This window comes from Luteococcus sanguinis (assembly GCF_039527675.1).
Lineage (GTDB): Bacteria > Actinomycetota > Actinomycetes > Propionibacteriales > Propionibacteriaceae > Luteococcus > Luteococcus sanguinis.
In genome coordinates, this window is record NZ_BAAAKI010000004.1 from 38705 (window position 1) to 62620 (window position 23916).

The window sequence follows — 23916 nt, forward strand, 5'->3', positions numbered from 1 at the left end:
AATCGAGGGGGCGCCTGCACGTTCCCCGAGTCACCGCCTCCCGGTCCCCGAGCGTGCCGGGGTCCCTCCGGCCAGAATCCGCCACAACGTGCGTGTCAGAGCAATCCGGTCCCGCCACGGGACCGGATCCGACTGGGGCGCACGTTTTGGCGAAGGTGTGTGCAAGGAGGCACACCGGGTCACCGCCTCCCGGTCCCCGAGCGTGTCGGGGTCCCTCCGGCCAGAATCCGCCACAACGTGCGTGTCAGAGCAATCCGGTCCCGCCACGGGACCGGATCCGACTGGGGCGCACGTTTTGGCGAAGGTGTGTGCAAGGAGGCTCACCGAGTCACCGGCCCCACGGTCCCCGAGCCTGCAGAGGGACCCTTCGTCCTGCGCACGCATCCCCGCCCCGCCTGTGGACAGGTCTCGAACCCACAACGGGTTGTCCACAGGCAACCGCTCGTGGGGTGTTTCTGGACCTGTGGGATGGCACGATGCCGGACATGAAGCGTGTGGGTGTGCTCCTCGTGGCGTTGGCCATGACTGGATGTTCGGGTGGTGGGTCGACCACTCCTGAGGCGTCGACGATGGCGAGTTCGGCGACGCCGTCGGTTTCGAAGTCCGTGTCCCCTTCAGAAGACCCGCTCTACCTGGAGGCCGTCGAGGTCTACAAGAAGCTCCTTGCTGAGGAGCGCAAGCTCATGCTCGCAGGTGGAGCGGACGAACTGCCTCAAGCAATGGGGGCACTCTTGATGGACCCCGCGAGAGCGGCGATGCAGCGCACCTACGCTGCCTCCAAGAGGACGGGTATTCGACAGGCAGCCGCTCCCGAGTCTCGTATCACGTGGCATCCGAATCCTGGCGTAAGTCAGGAAGGGTCCATTACTTCCTTGCAGTCCTGCGAAGACGCTCGTAAGGTTCCCATGCTCTATGAAGGAAGCGAGCTCAGCAAGGGTGACTTGGTTAACCGCACCGTGTTCTTCAAGAGGGCGCCGAGCGGGAGCCTCGTCGTCGTTAGCTTGACCGCCAAGGTCGGTACAAAATGCGCTTTCTGAAACGAACCGAAATGCCATTGGTCCTGGCTATCTCGTTGTTCGCTGCGCCGGTGGCCTCAGCTGCTACCAACGAGATTGAACTAGCGAACTCCGGTGCCGCTGCCGCGCTACGGGCTCGCGAGACGGAGGAAGCTGCCGACAGCTCAGGGTCCCGGTCTCATGCCCAACCGAAGAATCCGGGCACGAAGGACGAAATAGCGCCGTCGCGGAATCGAGGCCAGCAGGCACGAACGACTGGAACCGCGGCCGTCTCGATTCCCGCCCCTGATGCCGCTTTCCCCCAACTCTGCGGGGGCGCCAGCGTCGGTCCCATGTGCATCGTGGATGGTGAGCTTCCCGAGGCGACACCTGCGACTCCTGCTCCCGCGCCGCCAACCCCGGCCGGTGAGGCCGCAGCGGCCCCGGCACCCGCAGCCCCCGATCCCTATGTCCTGGTGAGTCGGGCGTTGGCGCAGCTGACGCTGCCCGATGCGGTCCCTTCGATCTCGCCGGACCCTGCCAACAACGAGTGGGGGATGCTCGCGGTGGGACTTCCGGTCTGGTTTTCTTCGGACGAGCCGGCCTCGGTGGATGCGTCCACGACTCAGCAGGGGATCGCGATCACGCTGGTCGCGACGAAGCAGTCGACGACTCTTGATTTGGGTGATGGTTCGACGATCGTGTGCACGTCGATGACCGTGCGTCCGATCTCGGCGCCGGCGATGCAGAAGTCCCCGGACTGCGGCCACACGTACGTGACGCACGGCGATTACACGATCACGGCCACGACCGTCTGGAATCTGGACTGGGCTGCTCTCGGTCAGTCGGGGTCCTTTCGGATGCAGATGTCCGGTTCCTCCGACCTGAAGGTGGGCGAACTCACCTCCAAGGTCGTCCGCTGAGCCAGCGGCTCGAGATGACTGGAGCCGGTGCCGGTTGCTATGCTGCTCCTCGGCGCTCACGCAGGTGGGCGCCACGCCGCCTTAGCTCAGAGGTAGAGCAACGCACTCGTAATGCGTAGGTCTGGGGTTCGACTCCCCAAGGCGGCTCCAATGGCAAGCCGCACAGAGGGCGTCTCTCCTGTAGCGCGCAAGGGTTACCTCGTCGGTTCTCTAGACAACAAGCAAACGGCCGGGGGACCGGGGTCAAGCTCCCCGCCCCGCCACGTGACCCGGAGTTCAAGGGCCTGGTCGAGCGCCGTAACGGGTTCTTCGAGACCTCGTTCCTACCCGGGCGCACCTTCACTGGCCTCGGCGACTTCAACGACCAGTTCACTGACTGGATCGACACGAAGGCCAACCGGCGCCACCTGCGCGCGATCGGCGCCACCCCGCGTGAGCGGTGGGACGACGACAAGTCTGCGATGGTCGCCCTGCCACCGTTCAGTCCGCCGGTGGGGCTGACGAACAGGATCCGCCTGGGTCGGGACTACTACGTGCGGATCGGCTCGAACGACTACTCCGTGGACCCGTCCGCGGTCGGCAGGTTCGTCGAGGTGGTCGCGACTCCTGACGTCGTCGCGGTCACCTGCGAGGACCGGATCGTCGCGACCCATGCCCGGCATTGGGGAAGCGGCGCCACGATCACCGACCCGGACCACGTCGCGACGGCGAAGGAGCTGCGGGGCTCGTTCAATGCGGCGCGTGCTGCTGCGGCGGCACGTAAGACCAGCCGCGCTCACGGCGACGGGCACGTCGTCGCGCTACGCGCCCTGCCCGACTACGACGACCTCTTCGGCGTCGGCTTCCACCACGCCCCCGACCTGCAAGGAGTCCACACCTCATGACCGCTATCGCCACCGATGTGTCGTCGAAGATCGCCTACCTGGCCCGCGCACTGAAGACCCCCACCATTGCCCGCACGTGGGAAGACATCGCGGTCCAAGCGCGCGACCTGGGCTGGTCGCATGAGGAGTACCTCGCCGCGGTCCTGGAACGCCAGAACAGCGAACGCGAGGCATCGGGGGCGATGATGCGGATCAAGACCGCTCACTTCCCGGCCATCAAGACGCTCGAGGACTTCAACTACGACCACCTGCCGTCGCTGCGCCGCGACATTCTCGCGCACCTAGCCACCGCGACCTACGTCGCGAAGGCCGAGAACGTGATCCTGCTCGGCCCGCCCGGGATCGGCAAGACACACCTCGCGATCGGGCTGGGCGTCAAGGCCGCACAGAACGGCCACTCCGTGCTGTTCGACACCGCGAGCAACTGGATCACCCGGCTGGCCGGCGCCCACCAGGCCGGAACGCTGGACGCCGAGCTCAAAAAGATCCGCCGCTACAAGCTCATCATCATCGACGAGGTCGGCTACATCCCCTTCGACACCGACGCCGCGAACCTGTTCTTCCAACTCATCGCGACCCGCTACGAGCAAGGCTCGATCATCGTCACATCGAACCTGCCATTCGGCCGCTGGGGCGAGGCCTTCAGCGACGACGTCGTGGCCGCCGCGATGATCGACCGACTCATCCACCACGCCGAGGTCATTGCCCTGTCAGAGAGTCCTACAGAACCCGCGCCCGCCGCGAACTCCTCGCCAAGAACGGCAACAAGTAGACGACCAGGTGCTCAAATTTCACCCGTCGAAACCTGCTCAATTTTCAGCCGCCGCTGACAGCATGAGCTGAACCTTGTGGTTGCGTAACTCATCCCTTGGCGCGGCGCGGGCCCGTAGGCTCAGATTCCTTGCTGAGCCCAGCGCTGGACACGTGGTCGACGGCCTTGTCTACAAAGGCACTCAGTTCCGCGTCGGACAGCAGATCTAAGGTGCGGGCCCCGGACTGGTAGCACAGACGCTTCATCAGGTTGCGTGTGAAGTCCATACGTTGCCTCGACTGGTCATAGGAGGCGACAGCGCGTGCTGCTGCCTGCACCAACCTCTTGTTCCGGGCCAGCGCACTTCGCTCAGTGAGTGCCACGAACTCATCTTCACCAAGCGGGTTCTCGGCCGTCTCCATCACCTCCCCGAGCACGTTGTAGCGCTGCCAAGAGGTCTTCACGTAGTTGCGGTCTCGGGCCCCAGCCGTCTGTGCGCCGACCCACCGGTCGATTGAGAGTTTGTAGCCCTCGTCTCCCGATGAGCCTGGCCACCGTTCGTTGACGATGTCCGGGAGTACATACAAACTGAGGAACGACCACGTGCCGTCGTGAGCAGCATCGCCGGGGATGGGATCCAAGAATTCATTCAGCGCCCTACCCAGTTCAAGGCCGTGACGGTCATTGGCAGCCTTCGAGGGCACGTGGATCGGGGTCACAGTTTCACGAATCTTCGCTCGCCAGTCACGAATCTCTTCGAGGGAGGCGGCCTGCCCGCCGGTTTCATTGGGCCGGGATTCACTGGCGTCGAGTTGAACGAGGTCCAGCGGGTCGAGACCTTGACCCAAGAGAGCCTGCAGATCTCGGAATCGTAAGTTTGCTCCTTCGGATGTCAGCCGAGGAATCAGACGCGAACTCATTCGCCTACCTCTCCGAACAACCGGACGCCACCCTTGAGCCGCGTCAGAAATTGAGGCTGATCGTCGGTGAGGTCTTGGCAAGCCTCAGAGAGACCGACCCCAACAAAGTTCGCACACAGACCGTCCATGACTTCGCCGAGCGATTCATCAGGCCATGAGTCCTGGTGCTCCTCAAGAACGCTCTCCCGAACATTCAGGAGCATCTGTAGGAGCACATCATGGAACAGAGCGCTCTGTAGCTGAGGGACTGAACCGGTGCGGAGTGCCTTCGACGCTGGGTGCCCTGTATTTACTTGGAGGCGTACTGCGCTCATGAACGGCAGGTCAAGGTCGGCCCCACGCATCGCCAAATGCCAAGGGGCATCCTCCGGCAGACCTATCGTCCTGAAGTCGATCGCCTCGGTGGGGAACCCTGCCCCATTGCCTTCCAACTGGACTCGCCAGATCATGTCTCCCGTGTGCAGGCGGCTGCCCCGGAGGTGGGCCACTCTGTCCATTGTCCCGGGGGTGTCGGGGCGGTCGAGGAGGACCCATGAGGAGATTGTGATGGCGTCGCCGACGGCGCCGGGAGGCACTGTCAGCTCGACGAATCCGTCTCTGTCGAGCGCCTTGCTGATGTCTGCGGTCTCGATGTGTCGCCACCCAGTGGCCGGGCAGTCCACCTGCAGTGCAAGGACGATGCCAGATAGGTCGGACAACCCCGTCTGGGATCGGAACTTCAGATCATTCACATGGAACTGCTGAACCACTTGCAGTGGAGTGAGATAGTCCCAAGCTCGCACCTGCTCGGAGGCCAGGAACTGCGTCTCGCCGCTCCTCAGGACAGGCTCCTGCGTTTCGACCGCCGTTGCGTCGGCAACGTTGAAGGGCATTGCTCTCATGCTGGCTCAGCCACCTTGACGTCAACCTCAATCGCGACCCCAGTGGGGTACGCCACGTCGACCCAGTAGGAGCCGGACCCGTTGACATTCAGGGTCGAACCTCGGGAGCCATCGGACCAGGCGACAATCCCGATCTCATCAGGAGCGAGCAATGTGCTCCCGTCGATCGAAATGGACAACTTCCCGAGTGCCACCCTCAAGGCCTGCTCGGCGGAGACGTCAAAGAAGACACGAGACCGTTCCCGGCCGAGGTCCACGTCACGCTGCACGGAGGGAAGCGGGGTCACGCGCGAGAGCTTCGCCTCACCTGTGCTCCTCCTCTCCTTGCGAGCGGCCCCTTCGCGGGTTTTCCTGTCCTTTCGTGCCACGGGCGAGGGGCGCGACCCTGTGGCTACTCCAGCGAGCCCGGCGAGAGCGGCCGACAGCGCCGCGGTTGGCGCTGCACCCTCTGCCTTGTCGACCACAGGCGTTGGCGACATGAAATCCCTCACATGGGTCTTGATCTCGCGTAGCGCAACGTTCACCACGCGCTTCTCTCCCTTGTCATTCATGAGCGCTGGAACCCATGCATCATGAGCAGGCGGTTCTGCGTTGGCGAAGTGGTTGTTCAGGCTGTCAAGCGGCCGAAACACACCCACCCAGTTGAGGACGTCATGAGTGCCTGCTCTGAACTCTTCTGAGCGCACGATCAGCTCTGGGGCGCGCATCAGTGCCACCTTCCCGGAGAGCCCGCCCAGCGGATCTTGGGGATTGGAGAAGTAGCGTGTCAAGGCCAAATGGCCCACCAACATGACAGGTCTCTGGAGTCGAACGTCGAAGCACGTGGTGTGCATGTCGGTGGCCGGTCCCTGCTTCCCTCTTCTTGCCACGGACAGAGCGTGCCCAAGCGCATCGAAGGTCGGCGAATTGGACGGGACTATCGGCACCGGTTCCCCATGGTCGTACAAGGCGATGTCCATGCAGTGTTGCTGGGCTTGGTCCGGGACGAGTTTCGGCCAGAGGTTCTCCATCACGGCAAGGGGTACGCGCTCTCGCCACGATGCCTCCCCATCGGCATCGGGATCCCACGGATCAAGGATGAGTAGCGAGGTGCCAGTTTCGTGGGGGCCGAAGTGATGTTCGAAGAGCGCCTCTCCCAGCCGCTTGGCTTCATCCCCGAGTAGCGGCACGATGCGGGTCGGGCGCTGTGATTCATGGACAGTGAGTCCCCACCACTGCCGGCCGGTGAATCGCTCGCCCTTGAGAGTGAATCCCGAGTCCATGGCGGAGGCGATGAAACGGTGCTCGACCCTGCCCGCGTGCACGGTCGCGCTCCAGATGACGATGGTGGAGCAGCGACTTGCGACATAGCTCGCGGTCTTCCCGAACCCGTATGTTCCCCCGCCGCGCTCGTTGTCCGGAGGAGCGCCTACGGCAAGGACGAAATCCACCCAGTCGTGAACTCCTTCCGTCACCAAATCATTCCTCAAGGCGCCGCCCAGGCCCTTGGTGTTGCGGTCGCTGATCTCGATTGCATCGAATGGCTTCTGGCGTTGCAGAAGGTACTCGAGCCTCGAACCGGGCGCAGTTTCTCGGAAGATGTTCCAGCGCAGTACATCCAGCTCGGAAAGTCCCAACGTCCGGAGACGGATCTCGAACTCTGGGACCTGATCCCGGTTGCGAGCGTCCCAGCTGTTCTGAGCAGTTTCACGAACGAGCAGGCTGCACAGATCGAGTTCTGGTTGCCCCAACAAGCGCTTCGATCCTGCCCCGTCGATGTCGCCCGCCCCGTTTGCCTTCGGGTACCAGGTGAGATCCTTCAAACCGATCATGCGGTCATGATCCTGTCCATGTAGTGGTGGAACTCTTCGGCTGCCATGGGTGGCCCTGCGGCGACGAGGTCGAGTGTGTACTTGACGCGCTTGATGGGTCCGCGCCTATGCTCTGGAATGTCGGTGCTGCGCAGACCGGGGAAATTGTCGTCGACAGCCCAAACAGCCGGAGGTTCTGGGGCGAGAAAACGATTGGTGTCGGGGTCCCCGCCCAGCACGAATCGAGCACCCGCCAGTTTCTGCACCAGTTCGTCCCTCAGTAGGCCTGCGCGGCAGAGTTCGGTGACCATGTCGGTGATGTTGCGTCCTTGGGGTGAACTCTCCACACGCAGACGCGCCAGAACGAGTGGCCTGTCAGGTGGTGCGTCGAGCTGATGGATGGACGAGATCGTGACATCAAGCCCCTCTGTGCGAGAAGTTTTCACCTCGATGTCGCCCTTCGGCGTGGTGAAGTCGTGGAGGTCCATCTCTGGTCCGCTCCACGAGTCGAGGGCAAACCCGGAATTGCGACGCACCAGCTCTCTCAGGACCACGAGTTCACCGAACAAGCCCCGCGCCTCTTCTTCCGACAGGGCAGGTGCTGGCTTGAGGAGCTGTTTCCACTCACGAAGAGTTCGCTGCAGTGAATCCGCCGCCGGCCGCTTCTCGCTCACCGTCTGCCGGATGACTTGGTCGGCGAACGCGGCAAAGACCTTGGACAAATCATCGGAGGAGCAGATCAGGTCCAAATAGCGACGCGACTTGAACTCTGCTTCGGTCAAACGCAGGTTGTCCCACACCTGCGCCTCGAAGGTCTGCCCCTCAGCAAGCGGTGCGAGGATGTGGCGCTGTCCCTTTGAATCTGCGGCGAGCAGGAGTCCCGTCTCGGGCAACCCTACGGGGCGCCCGATCAAGGTGGGGTGGTCGGAGTTCCAGACTTGGCTCAGCGCGATGCTGAACTCCATGTAGGAGTCAGTCATCGTTTTCCGCTTCCACAGGCGCGTCCTCGGTGTCCTCGGGGAGGTCCTCATCCAGATCCTCCTCGTCCACCACCGCATAGGGGTTGGTTCGAACTCCGATGAAGGTCGCTTCGTCCCCTGACGGGTCATCAACGTTCGGGAAGATGATGCTGAATGCGAGGACTGGGTTGGTGACAGGCATGTCCCTTCGACTCTTGCTCCCGAGCTTCGCCTTCGCATTGGGGCTCAGGACGTAGATCAGTAGGAGACCTTGTCCGTGCGCGTGCTCGCGCCTCGCTCGCTGCCGTGCGCTGAGGGTTGAGGGCGTGCCGTCCTGAGGCATCACCCCTTCGATGTCAGCCAGCCAGTCTGAAGGAGACATGACCGCCTTGAAGTCCAGCCGCCCTGGGTGGCTGTCCTTCAACGGCGCGCGCTGGGACATCGCCACGCTGTGACCACAGATCGTGTAGCTCTCCTCGGCAAGGTGCTCAGCGTCTGTGTTGTTGTTGACCATCACGGTCCATGCGCAGTCTGATCCATATTCGTCGAGCCATTTGGTCATCGCGTTCCGCTGCTCAGGGCTGTTGAGAATGCTCTGGTCCGGATGGGACGTGAAGCTGTTCAAGAACTGGGAGATGTGGGCGGACCGGACGTTGCGCTTCACCAACCGGCGGCGCTGGTCGACTTCGGGACTGCTGCCGATGAGTTGTTCGACAGTGAGGCGATTGCGCGCCTGTACCTCGCTCGAGCCATCGAGGATGAAGCTTTGGCGCAGAGTTCCGCTGAGGCTCACATTGACAAGTTTGGCTTGCTTCATCCTGCCAACTGACGTTACCTCGAGACGACCAGGGTGGCACCGGATCTTGACCCCAACCTGTCGCGGCGTGAACTCGCTGCCTTCGAGGGACTTGATCTCTTCGCGTAGATCCCGCTCAACCCTTGCAAGGAATGCGTAGTCCTTGTCCAAGCCTTCGGAAACCCAGATCCGAGGGAGATCCTCGTAGCCGTCGCGGTAGCCGAACCACCGACCCATCTGCATCAAGGTGTCATAGGTGTTCGTGCTCCGCGTGAAGAAGGAAACCACCAACCCCTCCAGAGTTAGTCCACGAGACAGGGTGCCGCCGCCGACTGCGACGACCGTTTGCGGACCATTCGTGAAGTCCAGCCTGTCATCCGACAGGCCGTTGTCCACGACTACCTTCATCTCTTCCAAACAGTGCCGCAGTTGACGCCAGATGTTCTCCCACGACAGGGTCGCCTGCTCCGATTCCAGAGGGACTCGATGGCTTTCTGCTTTCCAGAGATCCCGGTAGACGGCTTCGTCCAGAGTCCTGCGTTGCACCTGCAGCCACTCGTTGATGGCATCACGCATGGCCATGTGTGGGTCTGCGTAGTGGGTTGTGTGAACCAACATCGAGCTGTGGCCAGAGTCTCCCCGGAGCCTTCGGATCGCGGTGGCTACGAGGAACCACCGCAGGGCCCGTTGCAGGCTCGGCACGACCTCTGCTGCGGCTGCCTTCCGCTCATCCTTGCCCGATGGAGGACGCAGGGCCTCGACCTCGCTCTCTGGAACCGGGCGAACCATGTCCAATCCATCCGAGTAAGTCTGCTTGCCGTCCTCCACGGCCTCGGCAGCGCCGAAGACGCGTTCCGGACCGAAGTACGTCGGGCCTGGCTCGATCGTCGTGATGAAGTCGTCCGGAAAGAGTTCGTTCACCTCATCAGGGTCCATCAGCATGTTGGCGAAGGGAGTGGCGGTGTACGCGAGATAGGTCCCGACCCGGACCTCCTGCCAGATCTCTCGCATCAGGCCGTTGATCGTCGAGATCGCCTTCTTCGCGGTTGGGCTGTTGGGCGTGGCTTGGTCCGCTTCATCGTCGATGATGAGGATGGGCAAACGCTCCCGTGTCGCGTCGTCAAGGGCCTTGAGCCCTTCCAGCAGGTTTCGCAACCGCTTCGGATTCTTCTTCACCACGGCTGCGGTGACGTGCCCTGCGTTGAAACTGCGTTGCGGATAGTCGATGCTGGCGAGATCTGTGTCCTTTCCGGTGAGCAATTCCCAGTTGGACGCAAAGACGTCGTGAACCAACCGGGCTTGGGTCTGCTGGCGAAGGTTGTTGTACAGGCCCGCCAGAACAATGATGACGCGATACCCAGCGTCCACGGCCTTCGCTATGACGCCGGCGTAGTTGCCGGTCTTGCCGGACTGTACGTTCCCCATGACGAGGCCCTTACGGGTACCGACGGTCTTGGGGTCAGCAAGGAGAGCAGTGATGTGGGTGGTGGAGGAGTCCAGATAGTCGACGCCGGGCTTGCCAGCTGCTACCCAGTGCTCGCGATAGGCGGACCAGACGCCGTCGACCAAGGGCTTTGCATACCAGGGCCCCACTCGCACCGCGTCAGAAGTCACGGACTCGTCAAGAACGAGATTTGCTCGTTGCAGCTCGACCACGCGGGCTGCAGCCAGATCAACGTCTGCCTTGGGCCAACCATAGGAACGCAGCTTTCGGGCCGCCTCGGGGAGGCTGATCCGCTCGCTGGAGCACAGGGCCACCAGATTGTTGACCAAGGGCTGGATGGCATTGTCGTCATTGGCTGGGGGCACGTCGTCAAGCTACTGCCCTGACTCGCAATTTTGGACGGCTGATCCCATCCTTCGGCGAAATTTCAGGTTTGCGAACCATCAAGCGTGGAAGAACTTCACGGACCAGCCGTCACAAGGCGCGCAGGCCCGCCGCCACTTGCTCACCAATCTGACGAGCCAAGTACGGGGGCACGGCATTGCCCACCTGGTGGTACTGGGCCGTCCGATTCCCGCAGAAGAAGTAGTTGTCAGGGAAGGACTGAAGTCTGGCAGCCTCACGGACCGTCAGGCTACGCATCTGTTCCGGGTCAGGGTGGATGTAGTAATGACCGTCCTTGGCGATGTGTGAAGCAACGGTGGAACTTGGAGCATCACCCGCCTGTACCTTGAAGCGATCCAGGAAGGGGGCCTTCTCCGACGAGAGATTCTTGTGCGCAGGGCGCAACGCCTGTGGAAGTTCTTGAACGTTGGGGTGTTCCTTGTCGCGGCGCATCCTGACCGCCAGATACTCATAACGCACGAGGTCACTGAGCATGTGCGCGCGCGGTTCATGCAGTGTCAGGCAGCTGAGTTCAGGGTCCACCAACCACTCGCGCAGCCCTGCGGCATCGGTCCGTGCCCCAACGCTGTCGTAAGGGGCATGGGCTGCTCCCAGACCCGGGGGCTCTGAGTGCAAGCTCCGGAGGCCCGCGGCCTCGCGTCCTTGGTTCCGGGCTTCGCGCCAGCAGTCCACGCTGTCTGAGCGACGTGGACTGACCCAAGAGCGAACCTTGGGCAAATCTCCCAGGACGTCATCGACGGTGGTGCGGCTCCGCGGCTTGAGAGGGCGGATACGCACACCAGAATCCGATCGGATGCCCAGAAGGATGACTCGGTGGCGTCGCTGGGCGACACCATAGTTCTCAGCCCTGATGACGTAATCAGAGGGTTGTGGTGTCTTGTTGTCCACCACGAGGGAGCGGATCTCATAATCGCCGCCGAGGGAGAGGTCGCTGTGGATGAGATCGAACATGTTCTGGCCACTGTGTCTGGAGGAGAGCAGGCCCTTGACGTTCTCCATCACGAAGACAGTTGGCCGGAACTTGTCCAAGATGTGCAGGTATTCGCGGAAGAGGAAGTGTTTCTTGTCCTCGTAGAACGTTTCGTCGCCCCGACGCCGGGATCTGCCCGCCAAGGAATACGCTTGGCAGGGCGGGCCTCCGATCAGAACCCACGGCTCATCAGCAGGAACGCGTGCTTGTATGACCTCGTCTGACTCATGCCGTGTGGCTTCTCCCAGCTCGATCTGGAAGACCTCGCGATCCGTCGCCTCCGCCAGCGCGGCGGCGAATGCACTGTCGCCATCCAGCTGAGCACGACTGATGCGCCCGTTGAGGAAGTCGTAGTAGACCTGTGGCAGTTGACCCTCTCGTCGCAGGCTCCTGACTGCGGCACGAAGACGGAGTGTCGCTATGGCGTTGGATTCCATCTCAAAGGACGCAGCCGTCTTGAATACGGGCTCGCTATGCGCGTCCGTGACCGACGAGAACCCCTCGTTCAGGCCACCAGGGCCCGCAAACAGATCAATAACGGGGATCACAGCCAGTCACTTTCTCGAAGGTTGGACCAGGTTACCTGGTTCATGTCCAAGAGTCACCTGCCAACCAACTCTTCCGAAGGTCTGTCAACAGTCCTTCAGCGTCGCCTCGATGCGATCCACGGCGTCTGCCGGCGTCTCGTGCTCCCAGATGCGGACAACACGCCAACCTGCGCTGGCGAGCGCCGCGTCCGTGTCCGAGTCCCGTGCTCGATTCGCCTCGAGCTTCGCGGCCCACCATTCTGCGTTGTTCTTCGGTGACACACAGTGCTCCGGGCACCCGTGCCAGAAGCAGCCGTCGACGAACACGGCAAGCTTCTTCCTCGTGAAGGCCACATCGATCGTCCGTCGGGGCATCCCGGGGACCTTCGCGCCAACCCGATAGCGGTAGCCCTTGGCGTGCAGCAGCCTGCGGAGGGCGAGCTCGGGCGCCGTGCCCGCGCGCTTCTGCTCGGACATGCGCGTGCGAACCCACTCGTGCTGAGGGGTGGGGCGAATCGTTGGCATTCGTCCAGTGTTCATCGCGCCCGGTCAGTGGCCAAGCGGATCGCTTCGTGTGCATGCAAGCGACCGGGCGAGATGATTGGTTGCTCCTGACCCTACGCAGGCTTCACTGGCCCGTCTTCCCAGGGCGAGGCCAAGTCACTAGGGAGGCGGAATCCAAGGGACTCGGCCAAGCGGTGGACCCAGAAGCTCGCCCCTTGGCTGGAGATCCAACGCTGCTTGTTCTCGTCGTTGAAGGTGGGGCCATCGCCCTTGGACCACGCAGTAACCGCGCGCCCGTCTTTGTAGCCAGCCTTCTGGGCGTACCGACTGACCTCTTGGCTGGTCGCCCCACGTCCGTAGCGCCGGTTGATCGCATAGATGCCCCCCAAGTAGGTGAGGGAGCACCAATCCTGTTCCTCCCGCGTGCCGATTACCTTTGGCTTGCCCAAGGGGAGGTCAGTTTCGGGGTCCCAGACGGGCAGCTCGGCATGCGTTCGCTTGTCCTCGCTTGAGCCAGCGATGTCGCGATCAGGTGCCGCGCTGATGCCCGGGCCGGTCGGGATCTGCGCCATCAGGGCTTCGAGCTGGTCCGCCAGCCCCCGCGCCGAACTGGCTAGGACCTTGAGGGTCGAAACGGTGAGTTCTTCTGTAGCCATCTTCCTTCTCCTTGCAGCTAGGTTGCAAAGTCATAGTAACGAGTCTGCAAACAGATTGCAATGCAACTGCGCGGACCTGCCCAGTTGTAAGAAGCGTGCATGCGGTCTGGATCGTGCTTACAGTTCAGATTGCTGCGCGAGTTCACCCCGTCAGTGGTCGCCGTCCAGAGCTGCACCGATCAGGATGCCGATCACCACCATCGCCGCCAGAACGAGCCTCCCGCTGCCCGAGCCGGCCTGCTTCCCAATACGTCACTTCACCTCTCGTCGCACGGTCCGCCAGATGCCCAGGGCCAGGGGCAGGGCGATCCAGATCAGCCCAGCTGTTCCGAGTTGTTCCCACTGGCGCAGCGTGAGCTGGTCGCCAGCCATCAGGGGAGCCTGGGCCTGAGACAGGTCGATCCACGCACCGAGCCTGGTCAGCGGACTCCACACGGCCGTCACTATCGCCCAGATCGTCGGCACCAGGAAGAATGCACCGACCGCGATCGGCACCGACATCAGCAGCGCGCCGAAGGCGACGCCCTGCAACACCGACAGCATCTGCATCACCCAACCGCCGAACAGGTCGGTCCAGCCCCAAGACAGGGCAATCTCGGACGACTTTCCCGCGGCCGTCATCGACACCACGTGTCCCAGCGCGGCCAGTGCGATCGTCAGTGCGAGCACGCCCGTCCCCAGGGCCATCGCGGCCAAGGCCTTGGCAGCCAGTACCCGGACTCGTCGAGGTTCCTGGGTGAAGGTCACCAGCGCGGTCCGCTGGCTCCACTCATTGCAGATCGTGACGATGCCCAGGATCGGCAACAACATGCCCTGCGGCATCACCGTCGCCGCCAGCAGAAAGTCGTAGCTGAGGCCCTGCTCGCGCCCCACCCACATCGAGATGCCGATCACCAGCGCCGTGATCAGCCCGATCGCGATCAGCAGTCCGCGTCCAGCTCGGGTGTCCAGCTGCTTGCGCATCTCCACCCGGAACAGCCGTCCGAACGACAGTCCGCGTCCGGTGAGGGGAGCGTCCATCGGGGCCAGCAGGTTCTTGCCCAGCGTGGTCGTGGTCATCAGAAGGTCTCCTTGCGTGCGGTGTCTGCGGTGAGTTGGAGGAACAGTTCCTCGAGGTTGCTGTCCGCGGGGCGCAGCAGCACCAGCGGGACCCCCGCCTCTGCCGCCAGGCGTCCAACGACCACCGTGTCCCCTTCGACGTCGAAGGCCCCGTCGGGCCGTTGCCGGAACGACAAACCACCACGGGTCACCGCGTCCACCAACCCCTGCCGGGTCATGGAGTCGACCACGCACCCTGGCCGGGTCAACAACTGGTGCATGGAGCCCTGCGCGACGATGCGTCCATGGCCGATCACCACCAGGTCGTCGGCCACCTGCTGCACCTCGTTCAACAGGTGCGAGCTCAACAGCACCGTCCCGCCCTGGTCGGCGTAACCGCGCAACAGCTCGCGCATCCAGTGGATGCCCGCCGGGTCGAGACCATTGGCCGGCTCGTCGAGCACCAGCACCTTGGGCGAGCCCATCAGCGCACCGCCGAGGCCCAACCGCTGGCGCATGCCGAGCGAGTAGTCCTTCACGCGGCGCTTGGCCTCCAGCTGGGTCAATCCCACGAGGTCGAGCATCTCGTCCACGCGTCCCCTGGGCGCCTCGGTGACCAGACCGGCCAGGTGCAGCACCTCGCGTCCGGTGCGTCCGGGGTGCTGCGCGGACGCATCCAGCATCATCCCCACATGCCGGGCCGGGTTGGGCAACTCCACGTACTTCTTGCCGAGCACGCGCGCCGATCCCTGCGTCACGGGGGTCAGCCCGCACAGCATCCGCATCAGCGTCGACTTGCCGGCGCCGTTCGGCCCCAGGAAACCGGTCACCCGCCCAGGCTGTGCGCTGAAGGTCACGTCATCCACGGCGGTGAAGGTGCCGTACCTCTTCGTCAACTGCTCCACTTCGATCATGGGTCCATCCCATCCGACAACGGTCCGCGGCACCTCCGTCCTGGGACTGAACCACCCCCTACCTCGGTTGGGGATCGGACCGCCTGAGGTCGGGGGCCAAGGGGCGCACATATTCCTAGACTCGACGTCATGACGAGCACCGCGACCCGCCCCCGAGCGCAGCTGCTGTGGGCGGAGACCTGGCGCTTGCTGGCCTGCTGGCTGATCGGCTTCATCATCTTCGCGATCGCCTGGAGCGCCCCGCTCAACGGCACCCCAACCCCGCACCAGGACGCGTGGATGGGCATTGACATCATCGCCGGTGCGCTGCTCAGCCCGCTGGTTCTGTTGCGCTGCCGGTTCCCGCTCGCGACGACGATCGTGTTGACCGCGCTCAGCATCGTCTCCGCGGTGGCGGTGCCCGCCCAGACCCTCGCGACGATCTGGCTGGCCGGGCGGCGACGACTGCGCGAGGTCATTGCGGCCGGTCTGGTATGGCTGGTGGGGGTGGCCGTGAATGACCGCTACATCACCCCGATCATGGGCGACAACGCCACCAGCTCCGGACCCGTGGTCACCATCGCGTTCAGCATGTTCGCCTTCGTCGCCGTCGCCGCGATCGGCTGGAGCCTCGGCGCACGGCGCGAGCTCCACGATTCGTGGCGCATCAGCGCCGAGTCCGCCCGCCGGGAACAGGTGGCGCGCGTCGCCCAGGCCCAGACCGCCGAACGCGCCCGCATCGCCCGCGAGATGCACGATGTGCTGGCGCACAAGATCAGCCTGGTCAGCATGCACGCCGGTCTGCTGGCCTACCAGGACGACCTCACCGCCGACGAGCGCAAGCAGACCGCGGCCGTCATCCAGACCACCGCCCAGCAGGCGCTGTCCGAACTCCGTCACGTGCTCGGGGTGCTTCGGGAGGACGACCACGAGGCCCTCCAGCCCCCGCAGCCCTCCCTCCTCGACCTGCCCACCCTGCTGGCCCAGGAGGAAGCCGCCGGGGCGCAGGTCACGCTGCGGGTGCCCGAGGGTTTCTGGGCCGAGGTCGCGCACCTGTCGCCCACCACCTCCCGGCACGCCCAGCGCATCGTCCAGGAGTGCCTCACCAATGCCCGCAAGCACGCGCCCGGTCATCCGGTGACCGTCACCGCCGGCGGCGCTCCCGGCATCGCGCTGGACCTTTGCGTGAGCAACCCTCTGGCGACCCAGGGGTCCGGGGTGCCGGGCGCGCAGCTGGGTCTGGTCGGGCTGGCCGAGCGGGCGCAACTGGCGGGCGGGACGTTGACCGCCGAACCCGAGGGCGGACGATTCGTCGTCCGCGCACATCTTCCCTGGCACGGCAGCGACGAGCAGTAGCGACGAGTAGTGAGGACGGACATGACCGAAACCCCCGTCAGGGTGGTGATCGTCGACGACGACGCGCTGGTGCGCCAAGGCCTGCGGCTGATGCTGCGGGGGTCGGGCGTCGAGGTGGTCGCCGAGCACGCGGACGGTGAGGGCGCCGCCGAGGTGGTGGCGCGCGAACACGCGGATGTCGTGCTGATGGACATCCGGATGCCTCGTCTGGACGGGATCCACGCCACCGCCCAGGTGCTCGCCGCCCGTCCGTGGGCGCGGGTGCTGGTGCTGACCACCTTCGATGCGGACGAACTGGTCGTCGACGCCATTCGCGCCGGGGCCGCAGGCTTCCTGCTCAAGGATTCAAGCCCGGAGCGGATCGTCGCATCCGTCCGGCAGGTCGCGGCGGGGGAGCCGGTGGTCTCCCCGTCCGTGCTGACGCAACTGATGGAACGTGCTGCCGGGGCGCCGACCAGCGGACGTGGCGATGACGCCAGGCGCCGGTTGGCGCAGCTGACGGCCCGGGAACGGGATGTCGTCCATTGCCTCTCGTACGGGTTGTCGAATGCCGAAGTTGCCGAACAGTTGGTGCTCTCGGTGCCGACTGTGAAGGCGCACGTGTCGAGCATCCTGGCCAAGTTGGGTGCGGAGAATCGGGTGCAAGTGGCGCTGTTGGTCCAGGAGGCGCGGGGCTGACACCGGACAGGATCGGGGGTCGTGACGGAAAACGCTGAACACAACGCTGAACACATTGAACCGCCCCTGTTGATTGCTCAACAGGGGCGGTTCGTTCAGGTGTGGCCGCTGCGACGAATCGGGGGTTTCGTCGAGGGCCTTCTATTGTCCTCGGCCCACACGATTCGGGGGATCATGGAGCCAAGGTTCCGCTGGTCCGATTCGGGGGTTCGGACCAACAAGGAAAACTCAACCAGCTCGGGCACACTTGGAACAAGTGGAAAGGGTGAATCACGCCCGTTAAGAATTAACTCTGTGCATCGACAGGGTTTGAACCGTCAAGCACCGCTTGGCGCAGCACGTCAAGGCCCACCCCGCCCACGTCCAGGGCCCTGCGGTGGAAGGACTTCAGGTCAAAGGCCTGGCCCTCTCGCTCACGCACCTCGTCCCGCAGCCGCAGCCACAGCTGCTCCCCAAGCTTGTAGCTGGGCGCCTGCCCGGGCCATCCGAAATAGCGGTTCACCTCGAAGCGCCCGAAGGCCTCGTCCATGTTCACGTAGTGGTTGAAGTATTCCCACGCCTTCTCGAAGGTCCACTCCCCGCCGCCCACCAGCTCTGGCGCCTTGAAGCCACAGTGGACGCCGATGTCGATCACCACGCGCACCGCGCGCAGCATCTGCCCGTCCAACAACCCCAGCCGGTCGCCCGGGTCGTCCATGTAGCCCAGGTCGGCCATCAGCCACTCCGAGTAGAGCGCCCAGCCCTCGCCGTGCCCCGACACCCAGCATCCGTGCCGGCGCCAGCGATTGAGCAGTTCGCCGCGGTAGGCCGTCTGCGCGATCTGCAGGTGATGCCCTGGAACGCCCTCGTGGTAGACCGTCGTCAGCTCCCGCCAGGTGCTGAACTCGGTCACGTCGTCCGGCACCGACCACCACATCCGCCCGGGACGGGAGAAGTCCTCGCTCGGGCCGGTGTAGTAGATGCCGCCGTCGTGGGTCGGCGCGATGCAGCACTCGATCCGCCGCACCGGTTCGGGGATGTCGAAGTGGACGTCCGCCAGCTCGGCCAATACTGCGTCGGCGCGCGACTGCATCCAGCGCTGCAGCTCGTCCGTGCCATGCAGGGTGTACTTCGGGTCGGCATCAAGGATCGCCACGGCCTCCTTGACGCTGGCACCGGGACGGATGCGCGCGGCCGTGGCCAGCATCATCTGTTCGATGCCCGCGACCTCCTCCAGGCCCCACTGGTAGGTCTCGGCCAGGTCCACCTGGGCGCCCACGAACTGCCGCGAGTGCAGGCGGTAACGATCGATGCCCACCCCGTCCACCTCAGTCGACAGCGGCGCGACCTGATCACGCAGCCGGGTGGCGCTGTCCGCGTAGGACTGCTTGGCGACCTGGGCGCCCGCCCAAACCTGCTCGCGCACCGTCTCGGGCGCGCCGGCAGCGAGTTCGTCGAAGAAGCCACCGTCGGCCGACCACTGGCCCAGCTGCTCGGCCAGCAGGGCCACCTGGCGCCTGGCCGGCAGTAGACCCCGCTCGATCGCGGCGAACGTCGATTCGAAGGCCTGCTCCACGGCGGTCGGGACGACCTTGAGCCGGCGCGCGATCGTCAGCCACTGCTCGTCGGTGTCGGTCGGCATCGCGTCGTAGACCTCGCGGATCGCGTGCCAGAAGGAGGCGATGCCGTTCAGGTTCAGCAGGCTGAGCCCGGCCTCGTGCGACTCCACCTCGAGCCCCAGTCGCTCGCGCATCGCGGCGATCGTCACCTTGTCGACCTCGTCGACCGGTTGCAGGGAATCGAGCGCTGCGAGGGTCTCGCGGCTCAGCTGCACCTGCGCCTCGATCCCGGCGGGGGACAGGTCGTCGTACTCGTCCTGACGCTCGGTGCTGCCCATCTCGGTGAGAAACATCGGGCTCATCTGCAGGGACCTGTCGAAGTGGGCGTCCGCGAGTTCGTCGACAGCGGTGCGGGTGCGTGGTGTGGTCACCTCCGGGACTCTAGCCACGCGCCGCGCCGCCGTGAACCCGACGACCCCACGCCCGGGGGCAATTGTTACACGCAGGTCAAATTGCGTGAGCAAGCATTTACATGCCCTCAGCCCACCCTTAGGGTTCCCACATCCGGGGTGACAGACGCCCCCGGCACCCCACGTGCCGGCCCCGCCGGCATCCCACTTCGCCGGCCCGGGTACCGGCCTAAGAAGGAGAACCCATGAACCACCGCACCGGGCGCCCCGTCCGCGGGTTCGGCTGCGGCCTTGCTGCCCTCGCCATGATCGCGGGCGTTTCGCTCGCACCCGCCCACGCCGCTCCCACCAGCGCCGCCGACCTCGGCAAGCTGAGCGACTACATCACCCAGGTGAAGGCCGACGGCAAGGGCGCCACCATCGTGCCCGACCGCTACTTCGTCGCGGTCGCCGGCAATCCGACCGCGAGGGGCGGCAGCGCGGCTGACGTCAAGTCGCGCCAGGCCGCCGTGAAGCAGGCGTCGAAGGCGAAGGGCCTGGATGTCACCGTCACCAGCTCCTACGACAGTCTGTGGAATGGCCTGGCCGTGCGCACGTCCGAGGCCGACGCCATCCAGCTGCAGGCCATCGACGGCGTCACCGGCGTCTTCCCGATCGTCGCGATCGACAAGCCCGTGACCTCCAGCACCGCCAAGCCCGACATGTTCACCGCCGGCAACCTGACCGGCGTCAACATCGCCCAGAGCGAGCTCGGCTACACGGGCAAGGGCATCAAGGTCGGCGTCATCGACTCCGGCATCGACATCGACCACCCCGACCTGGGCGGCACCGGCACCAGCGGCACCACGGCCTTCCCGAACGCGAAGGTGGCCGGCGGCTACGACTTCGTCGGCGACGCGTACGACGCCGAAACCAACCCGGTGCCCGTCCCCGACCCCATCCCGGACGACTGTGGCGGCCACGGCACTCACGTCTCGGGCATCATCGCGGGCCAGGGTGACCCGGCCAAGAACGGCGTGCGTGGCGTGGCGCCGGACGCGACCCTGTACGGCTACCGCGTCTTCGGCTGCGAGGGCTCTGTCGACACCGAGATCATCATGCAGGCGCTGCAGAAGGCTGGCGACGACAGGGTGGACGTCGTCAACATGTCCCTTGGCGCCTCCTTCATGAGCTGGCCCAACTACCCCGACGCCGTGGCCAGCGACAACCTCGCTGCCCGCGGGACGATCGTCGTCGCCTCGGCCGGCAATGAGGGGGAGTACGGCGGCATGGCCGTCGGATCGCCCAGCGTCGGCTCCAAGACGATCAGCGTCGGTTCGGTCGACAACACCATGAACACCGCCTGGGGCTTCTCGGTCAACGGCAAGCCGATCGGGTACGCGCCCGCCGAGGGCGCCGCCGAGGCTCCCACCAGCGGCACCATGCCCATCGTCGTCGGTGATCCGCTGAACGGGTGCCTCACCATGAGCCCGGTTCCGGCTGGCTCTGCGGTGCTGGTGCAGCGCGGCGAATGCTCCTTCCGGGACAAGGCGTTGGCCGCGCAGGCCGCCGGTGCGTCCGCGCTGGTGATCTACAACAACCAGCCGGGGGTCATCTCGCCCACCGTCGCCGGCGACCCGGCCATCTCCATCCCCGTGGTGATGATCACCAAAACCGACGGCGATGGGCTGAAGGCGACCATCGATGCCAACGGCCCGCAGACCATCGACTGGGCGAGGGTCGTCGTCTCGTCCGAGAGCGAGACCGCCGGGTTGGCCAGCGACTTCACCAGCTGGGGCCTGGCAGCTGATCTCTCTCTGAAGCCCGACGTCGCCGCCCCCGGTGGCAACATCTGGTCGACCGTCCCGCTCGAGCAGGGTGCCTACGGCTCCAAGTCGGGCACCTCGATGGCCGCCCCGCACACCGCCGGTGCGGTGGCCCTGCTGCTGCAGGGGCGCCCCGAGCTGAAGGGCGACTGGGAGGCCGTCCGCAACCTGCTGCAGAACACGGCCGACGAGGAGCGTCCGTGGTCGTTCGCGCCGTCGCTCAGCGTCCAGGAGATGGTCACCCGTGAGGGCGCGGGCCTGATCCAGATCGACCGCGCCATCTTGTCGAAGCAGTCCGCCGCCCCGGGCAAGATCAGCCTCGGCGACGCCGACATGGCCCCGGCCAGCACGAAGGTCACCGTCCGCAACGACTCCGACGAACAGGTCACCTATTCGCTGTCGAACTTGACCGGCGTCGGTTTCGTCGGCAACTCCAACCCCGAGTTCGACCTGTTGGACGCGCAGGTGACCATGCCGGCGACGCTGACCGTCCCCGCCCACGGCACAGCCTCCTTCGGCGCGGCCATCTCCGCCCCCGCCGGTGCCCCCTCGGGCTACCAGTACGGCGGCTGGCTGCAGCTGAAGGCCGACAATGCGCAGGAGCTGTCCATCCCCTATGCGGGCATGGCTGGCAACTACCAGGACCAGCAGATTCTGGCCGACGCGGCCGACGGCACCCCACTACCGAGTCTGGCGCGGACAGTCGGTGGGGAGGTCCAGCTGATCGGCAAGCAGCAGGCACGCCCGCTGTTCAAGATGAAGGGCGACGACGTCCCGATCGTCGTCTTCCACATGGAGTACCCGGCCGCCGCGCTCAAGCTGGATGTCTACGCCGCCAACGCCGACGGGACGAAGGGTGCCCGTCTCGGCACCGCTTTCTCTGACGGCGTCAACGGCCGCGACACCTCATACGTGACGCTGGCCTGGGACGGCAGCTTCATCGACTCCAAGGTGAAGAAGAACGGCAAGACCTCGGTCAAGGCCGGCACCTACATCCTGGAGCTGAAGGCACTCAAGGCCCTCGCCGATCCGGCGCAGGCCAGCAGCTGGGAGGTCTACGACACCCAGGCCTTCTCGGTGAAGTCCGCCCACGCCAGCACCAACCAGACCCGCTTCGACAAGGTGGTCTCCGGGCCGCTCTCCTGAGCCGCCAGTCGCACTGCACGACACCTCACCACCAACACCTGCACGACACCAGGAGGGGCCCCGCATCAGCGGGGCCCTTTCGTGTACAGCAACGGAATCTGGCTGCCGTGGTGACGGCGCCATGACAGCCCGCAGAACATCACCACCCCGACCTCGGGGGTAGGTGCGTGGCCTAGTAGAGTCGCTCGCGAACTGGCAACCAAGGGTCAAGGGGGGCGGCATGCTCGACTGCATCGTCGTGGGCGCAGGGCTCGCAGGTCTGCGGACGGCTACCGAGTTGGTCGCGGCCGGACGTGAGGTGCTCGTCCTCGAGGCCCGTGACCGGGTCGGTGGACGGGTCGAGACGATCCGTACCGAACACGGTGCCGCCCTCGAAATGGGCGGACAGTGGATCAACGATGGCCATGAGCGGATGCTCGCGCTGGTCGAAGAACGCGACCTCACCCTGGTCGACCACGCGGACGGCGCCGTCGTCGTCCGCCTGGGTGGAGGTCGGCGCCATGTGCCAACCAAGGACGAACTGGACGAGAACCTGAGCCCCTTCGAGCTGGCCGATCTTGGCCAGGGACTGCTGCGCTTCCGCCGCCTGGGGGAGCGCATCTCCCACGACGCCGCCTGGGCGGACGCGAACCGGCCCTGGTTCCAGCAGAGCGTCGAGACCTGGGTCTCGGCCAATGTGCGCACCCCCGGCGGTCAGCAGTGGTTCGGACGGGTCTTCGAGGGCGCCTTCGGGCGTCCCGGCGACGAGATGACCCTGTTGGAGGGCCTCCAGCGCTCGAACAATGGGCTGGATCTGGAGTCGCTGGTGACCGTGAATGGCGCGCTGAAGCAACGCCGCGTCGCCGGCGGCATCGCGCAACTGTGCGAGGCGATGGCAGCCGACCTCGGCGACCGTCTGCAGCTCGGCGCACCCGTGGTGGCCGTCGAGCAGGACGATGAGCAGGTCGTCGTCGTGCTCGCCGATGGGACGCGACACCAGGCCGCGCACCTGGTCTTGACCCTGCCGCCCAGACTGGTCAACGGCCTCAAGTTCACCCCCGAACTGCCCACCTGGCGTCGCGAGACGGCTGAGAAGGTGCCCGCCGGAAACGTGATCAAGGCCGCCCTCATCTACGAGACGCCGTGGTGGCGGCGTGAGGGTATGTCCGGCCAGGTCGGCTCCGACGAGGGCGCGATGCGCGTGATCATGGACAACTCTGGGCCAGATGGCCACGGTGTGCTGATGGGCTTCTTCGAGGGTCCGGACGCGCCGTCAATCGCCACCCGCTCTGAGTTCCTCAGGAAGCGGGCGATGGAGGACGTCGTCAAGCAGGCCCTCGGCCACCACGGTGGCGAGCCGCTGGCCTATCTGGATCGCAACTGGTCCACCGAGCAGTACACGGGTGGTTGCCACGGGGCGCACTTCGCTCCCGGGGTCTGGACTGCCTCTGGTCCGGTGCTGGCCGAGCCCGAGGGACGCGTGTACTTCGCAGGATCCGAGTACTCCTCCAAGTTCAACGGCTACATGGAGGGAGCGGTCCGTTCGGCCGAGCGGATCGCCAAGCTGCTGCTGCGCGGCTGACGAGCAACTCCCTGAGCCGGGCGCTTCACGTTCCCCGAGCCGCGCCTCACCGTCCTTAAGCCGGTCTGGGGGATCGTGGTGGCTCG

General features: G+C 65.0%; 19 protein-coding genes and 1 tRNA gene. 9 read left to right on the top strand and 11 right to left on the bottom strand.

Going from position 1 to position 23916, the window contains the following annotated elements; all coding sequences use genetic code 11:
- The first annotated feature begins 476 nt into the window (after positions 1-476).
- The 5 genes from ABD089_RS03885 (at position 477) to istB (ending at position 3632) form a co-directional block, all read left to right on the top strand.
- On the top strand, positions 477-1037 hold the full coding sequence (locus ABD089_RS03885; RefSeq protein ID WP_343884896.1) for a hypothetical protein: 561 nt from the start codon (positions 477-479) through the stop codon (positions 1035-1037).
- A gap of 311 nt (positions 1038-1348) precedes the next feature.
- The gene (locus tag ABD089_RS03890; RefSeq protein WP_343884897.1) at positions 1349-1918 is read left to right on the top strand and encodes a hypothetical protein; all 570 of its coding nucleotides are present in this window, start codon (positions 1349-1351) and stop codon (positions 1916-1918) included.
- A gap of 75 nt (positions 1919-1993) precedes the next feature.
- Positions 1994-2068 (top strand) — tRNA-Thr (locus ABD089_RS03895).
- A 311-nt stretch (positions 2069-2379) separates the two neighbouring features.
- Positions 2380-2802: a Mu transposase domain-containing protein gene (locus tag ABD089_RS03900; protein ID WP_386769119.1), complete on the top strand. Its 423-nt coding sequence runs from the start codon at positions 2380-2382 to the stop codon at positions 2800-2802.
- On the top strand, positions 2799-3632 hold the full coding sequence (gene istB / locus ABD089_RS03905; RefSeq protein WP_343884899.1) for an IS21-like element helper ATPase IstB: 834 nt from the start codon (positions 2799-2801) through the stop codon (positions 3630-3632). Before ABD089_RS03900 ends, istB begins: the two co-directional genes overlap by 4 nt.
- Positions 3633-3663: 31 nt before the next feature.
- Here the strand turns inward: istB and ABD089_RS03910 are convergent, their stop codons facing one another.
- The 10 genes from ABD089_RS03910 to ABD089_RS03955 form a co-directional block, all read right to left on the bottom strand.
- On the bottom strand, positions 3664-4473 hold the full coding sequence (locus ABD089_RS03910; protein ID WP_343884901.1) for a DUF6339 family protein: 810 nt from the start codon (positions 4471-4473) through the stop codon (positions 3664-3666).
- A complete protein-coding gene (locus tag ABD089_RS03915) occupies positions 4470-5345 on the bottom strand; it encodes a hypothetical protein (RefSeq protein WP_343884902.1) in 876 nt (291 codons plus the stop codon). Before ABD089_RS03915 ends, ABD089_RS03910 begins: the two co-directional genes overlap by 4 nt.
- Positions 5346-5350: 5 nt before the next feature.
- The gene (locus tag ABD089_RS03920) at positions 5351-7165 is read right to left on the bottom strand and encodes a hypothetical protein (RefSeq protein WP_343884903.1); all 1815 of its coding nucleotides are present in this window, start codon (positions 7163-7165) and stop codon (positions 5351-5353) included.
- Positions 7162-8124, bottom strand: a complete 963-nt coding sequence (locus ABD089_RS03925) for a PD-(D/E)XK motif protein (RefSeq protein ID WP_343884904.1) — start codon at positions 8122-8124, stop codon at positions 7162-7164. Before ABD089_RS03925 ends, ABD089_RS03920 begins: the two co-directional genes overlap by 4 nt.
- Positions 8117-10708 (bottom strand): Z1 domain-containing protein, encoded by a 2592-nt coding sequence (locus ABD089_RS03930; protein ID WP_343884905.1) that lies wholly within the window; start codon positions 10706-10708, stop codon positions 8117-8119. Before ABD089_RS03930 ends, ABD089_RS03925 begins: the two co-directional genes overlap by 8 nt.
- 109 nt (positions 10709-10817) lie before the next feature.
- The gene (locus ABD089_RS03935; protein WP_343884906.1) at positions 10818-12266 is read right to left on the bottom strand and encodes a DNA cytosine methyltransferase; all 1449 of its coding nucleotides are present in this window, start codon (positions 12264-12266) and stop codon (positions 10818-10820) included.
- Positions 12267-12350: 84 nt separating this feature from the next.
- Entirely contained in the window at positions 12351-12722 is a 372-nt protein-coding gene (locus ABD089_RS03940) for a very short patch repair endonuclease (protein WP_343884907.1), read from the bottom strand.
- A 140-nt stretch (positions 12723-12862) separates the two neighbouring features.
- Positions 12863-13405 (bottom strand): hypothetical protein, encoded by a 543-nt coding sequence (locus ABD089_RS03945; protein ID WP_343884908.1) that lies wholly within the window; start codon positions 13403-13405, stop codon positions 12863-12865.
- A 252-nt stretch (positions 13406-13657) separates the two neighbouring features.
- Positions 13658-14464: a hypothetical protein gene (locus ABD089_RS03950; protein WP_343884909.1), complete on the bottom strand. Its 807-nt coding sequence runs from the start codon at positions 14462-14464 to the stop codon at positions 13658-13660.
- On the bottom strand, positions 14464-15357 hold the full coding sequence (locus tag ABD089_RS03955; protein WP_343884910.1) for an ABC transporter ATP-binding protein: 894 nt from the start codon (positions 15355-15357) through the stop codon (positions 14464-14466). Before ABD089_RS03955 ends, ABD089_RS03950 begins: the two co-directional genes overlap by 1 nt.
- A gap of 129 nt (positions 15358-15486) precedes the next feature.
- On the opposite strand from ABD089_RS03955, the gene ABD089_RS03960 reads away from it, so the two are divergent.
- Together ABD089_RS03960 and ABD089_RS03965 are read left to right on the top strand one after the other, a co-directional pair.
- Complete coding sequence (locus ABD089_RS03960) at positions 15487-16692, top strand: sensor histidine kinase (protein WP_343884911.1); 1206 nt, start codon at positions 15487-15489, stop codon at positions 16690-16692.
- A 21-nt stretch (positions 16693-16713) separates the two neighbouring features.
- Complete coding sequence (locus ABD089_RS03965; protein ID WP_343884912.1) at positions 16714-17370, top strand: response regulator; 657 nt, start codon at positions 16714-16716, stop codon at positions 17368-17370.
- Between the two features lie 286 nt (positions 17371-17656).
- Here ABD089_RS03965 and ABD089_RS03970 read toward each other — a convergent pair whose 3' ends face one another.
- Positions 17657-19270: a DUF885 domain-containing protein gene (locus ABD089_RS03970; RefSeq protein ID WP_343885380.1), complete on the bottom strand. Its 1614-nt coding sequence runs from the start codon at positions 19268-19270 to the stop codon at positions 17657-17659.
- 293 nt (positions 19271-19563) lie between these two features.
- Between ABD089_RS03970 and ABD089_RS03975 the strand changes: the two genes are divergently transcribed.
- Positions 19564-22269 (top strand): S8 family serine peptidase, encoded by a 2706-nt coding sequence (locus ABD089_RS03975; protein ID WP_343884914.1) that lies wholly within the window; start codon positions 19564-19566, stop codon positions 22267-22269.
- A 220-nt stretch (positions 22270-22489) separates the two neighbouring features.
- The gene (locus ABD089_RS03980) at positions 22490-23830 is read left to right on the top strand and encodes a flavin monoamine oxidase family protein (protein WP_343884915.1); all 1341 of its coding nucleotides are present in this window, start codon (positions 22490-22492) and stop codon (positions 23828-23830) included.
- Positions 23831-23916: the final 86 nt, after the last annotated feature.

Bases quoted from the DNA above. Each gene is read 5' to 3' on its own strand.
- ABD089_RS03885 (WP_343884896.1), top strand. From the start codon at position 477: ATGCCGGACATGAAGCGTGTGGGTGTGCTCCTCGTGGCGTTGGCCATG.
- ABD089_RS03890 (WP_343884897.1), top strand. From the start codon at position 1,349: ATGTGCATCGTGGATGGTGAGCTTCCCGAGGCGACACCTGCGACTCCT.
- ABD089_RS03900 (WP_386769119.1), top strand. From the start codon at position 2,380: ATGGTCGCCCTGCCACCGTTCAGTCCGCCGGTGGGGCTGACGAACAGG.
- istB (WP_343884899.1), top strand. From the start codon at position 2,799: ATGACCGCTATCGCCACCGATGTGTCGTCGAAGATCGCCTACCTGGCC.
- ABD089_RS03910 (WP_343884901.1), bottom strand. From the start codon at position 4,473: ATGAGTTCGCGTCTGATTCCTCGGCTGACATCCGAAGGAGCAAACTTA.
- ABD089_RS03915 (WP_343884902.1), bottom strand. From the start codon at position 5,345: ATGCCCTTCAACGTTGCCGACGCAACGGCGGTCGAAACGCAGGAGCCT.
- ABD089_RS03920 (WP_343884903.1), bottom strand. From the start codon at position 7,165: ATGATCGGTTTGAAGGATCTCACCTGGTACCCGAAGGCAAACGGGGCG.
- ABD089_RS03925 (WP_343884904.1), bottom strand. From the start codon at position 8,124: ATGACTGACTCCTACATGGAGTTCAGCATCGCGCTGAGCCAAGTCTGG.
- ABD089_RS03940 (WP_343884907.1), bottom strand. From the start codon at position 12,722: ATGTCCGAGCAGAAGCGCGCGGGCACGGCGCCCGAGCTCGCCCTCCGC.
- ABD089_RS03945 (WP_343884908.1), bottom strand. From the start codon at position 13,405: ATGGCTACAGAAGAACTCACCGTTTCGACCCTCAAGGTCCTAGCCAGT.
- ABD089_RS03950 (WP_343884909.1), bottom strand. From the start codon at position 14,464: ATGACCACGACCACGCTGGGCAAGAACCTGCTGGCCCCGATGGACGCT.
- ABD089_RS03955 (WP_343884910.1), bottom strand. From the start codon at position 15,357: ATGATCGAAGTGGAGCAGTTGACGAAGAGGTACGGCACCTTCACCGCC.
- ABD089_RS03960 (WP_343884911.1), top strand. From the start codon at position 15,487: ATGACGAGCACCGCGACCCGCCCCCGAGCGCAGCTGCTGTGGGCGGAG.
- ABD089_RS03965 (WP_343884912.1), top strand. From the start codon at position 16,714: ATGACCGAAACCCCCGTCAGGGTGGTGATCGTCGACGACGACGCGCTG.
- ABD089_RS03970 (WP_343885380.1), bottom strand. From the start codon at position 19,270: ATGAGCCCGATGTTTCTCACCGAGATGGGCAGCACCGAGCGTCAGGAC.
- ABD089_RS03975 (WP_343884914.1), top strand. From the start codon at position 19,564: ATGAACCACCGCACCGGGCGCCCCGTCCGCGGGTTCGGCTGCGGCCTT.
- ABD089_RS03980 (WP_343884915.1), top strand. From the start codon at position 22,490: ATGCTCGACTGCATCGTCGTGGGCGCAGGGCTCGCAGGTCTGCGGACG.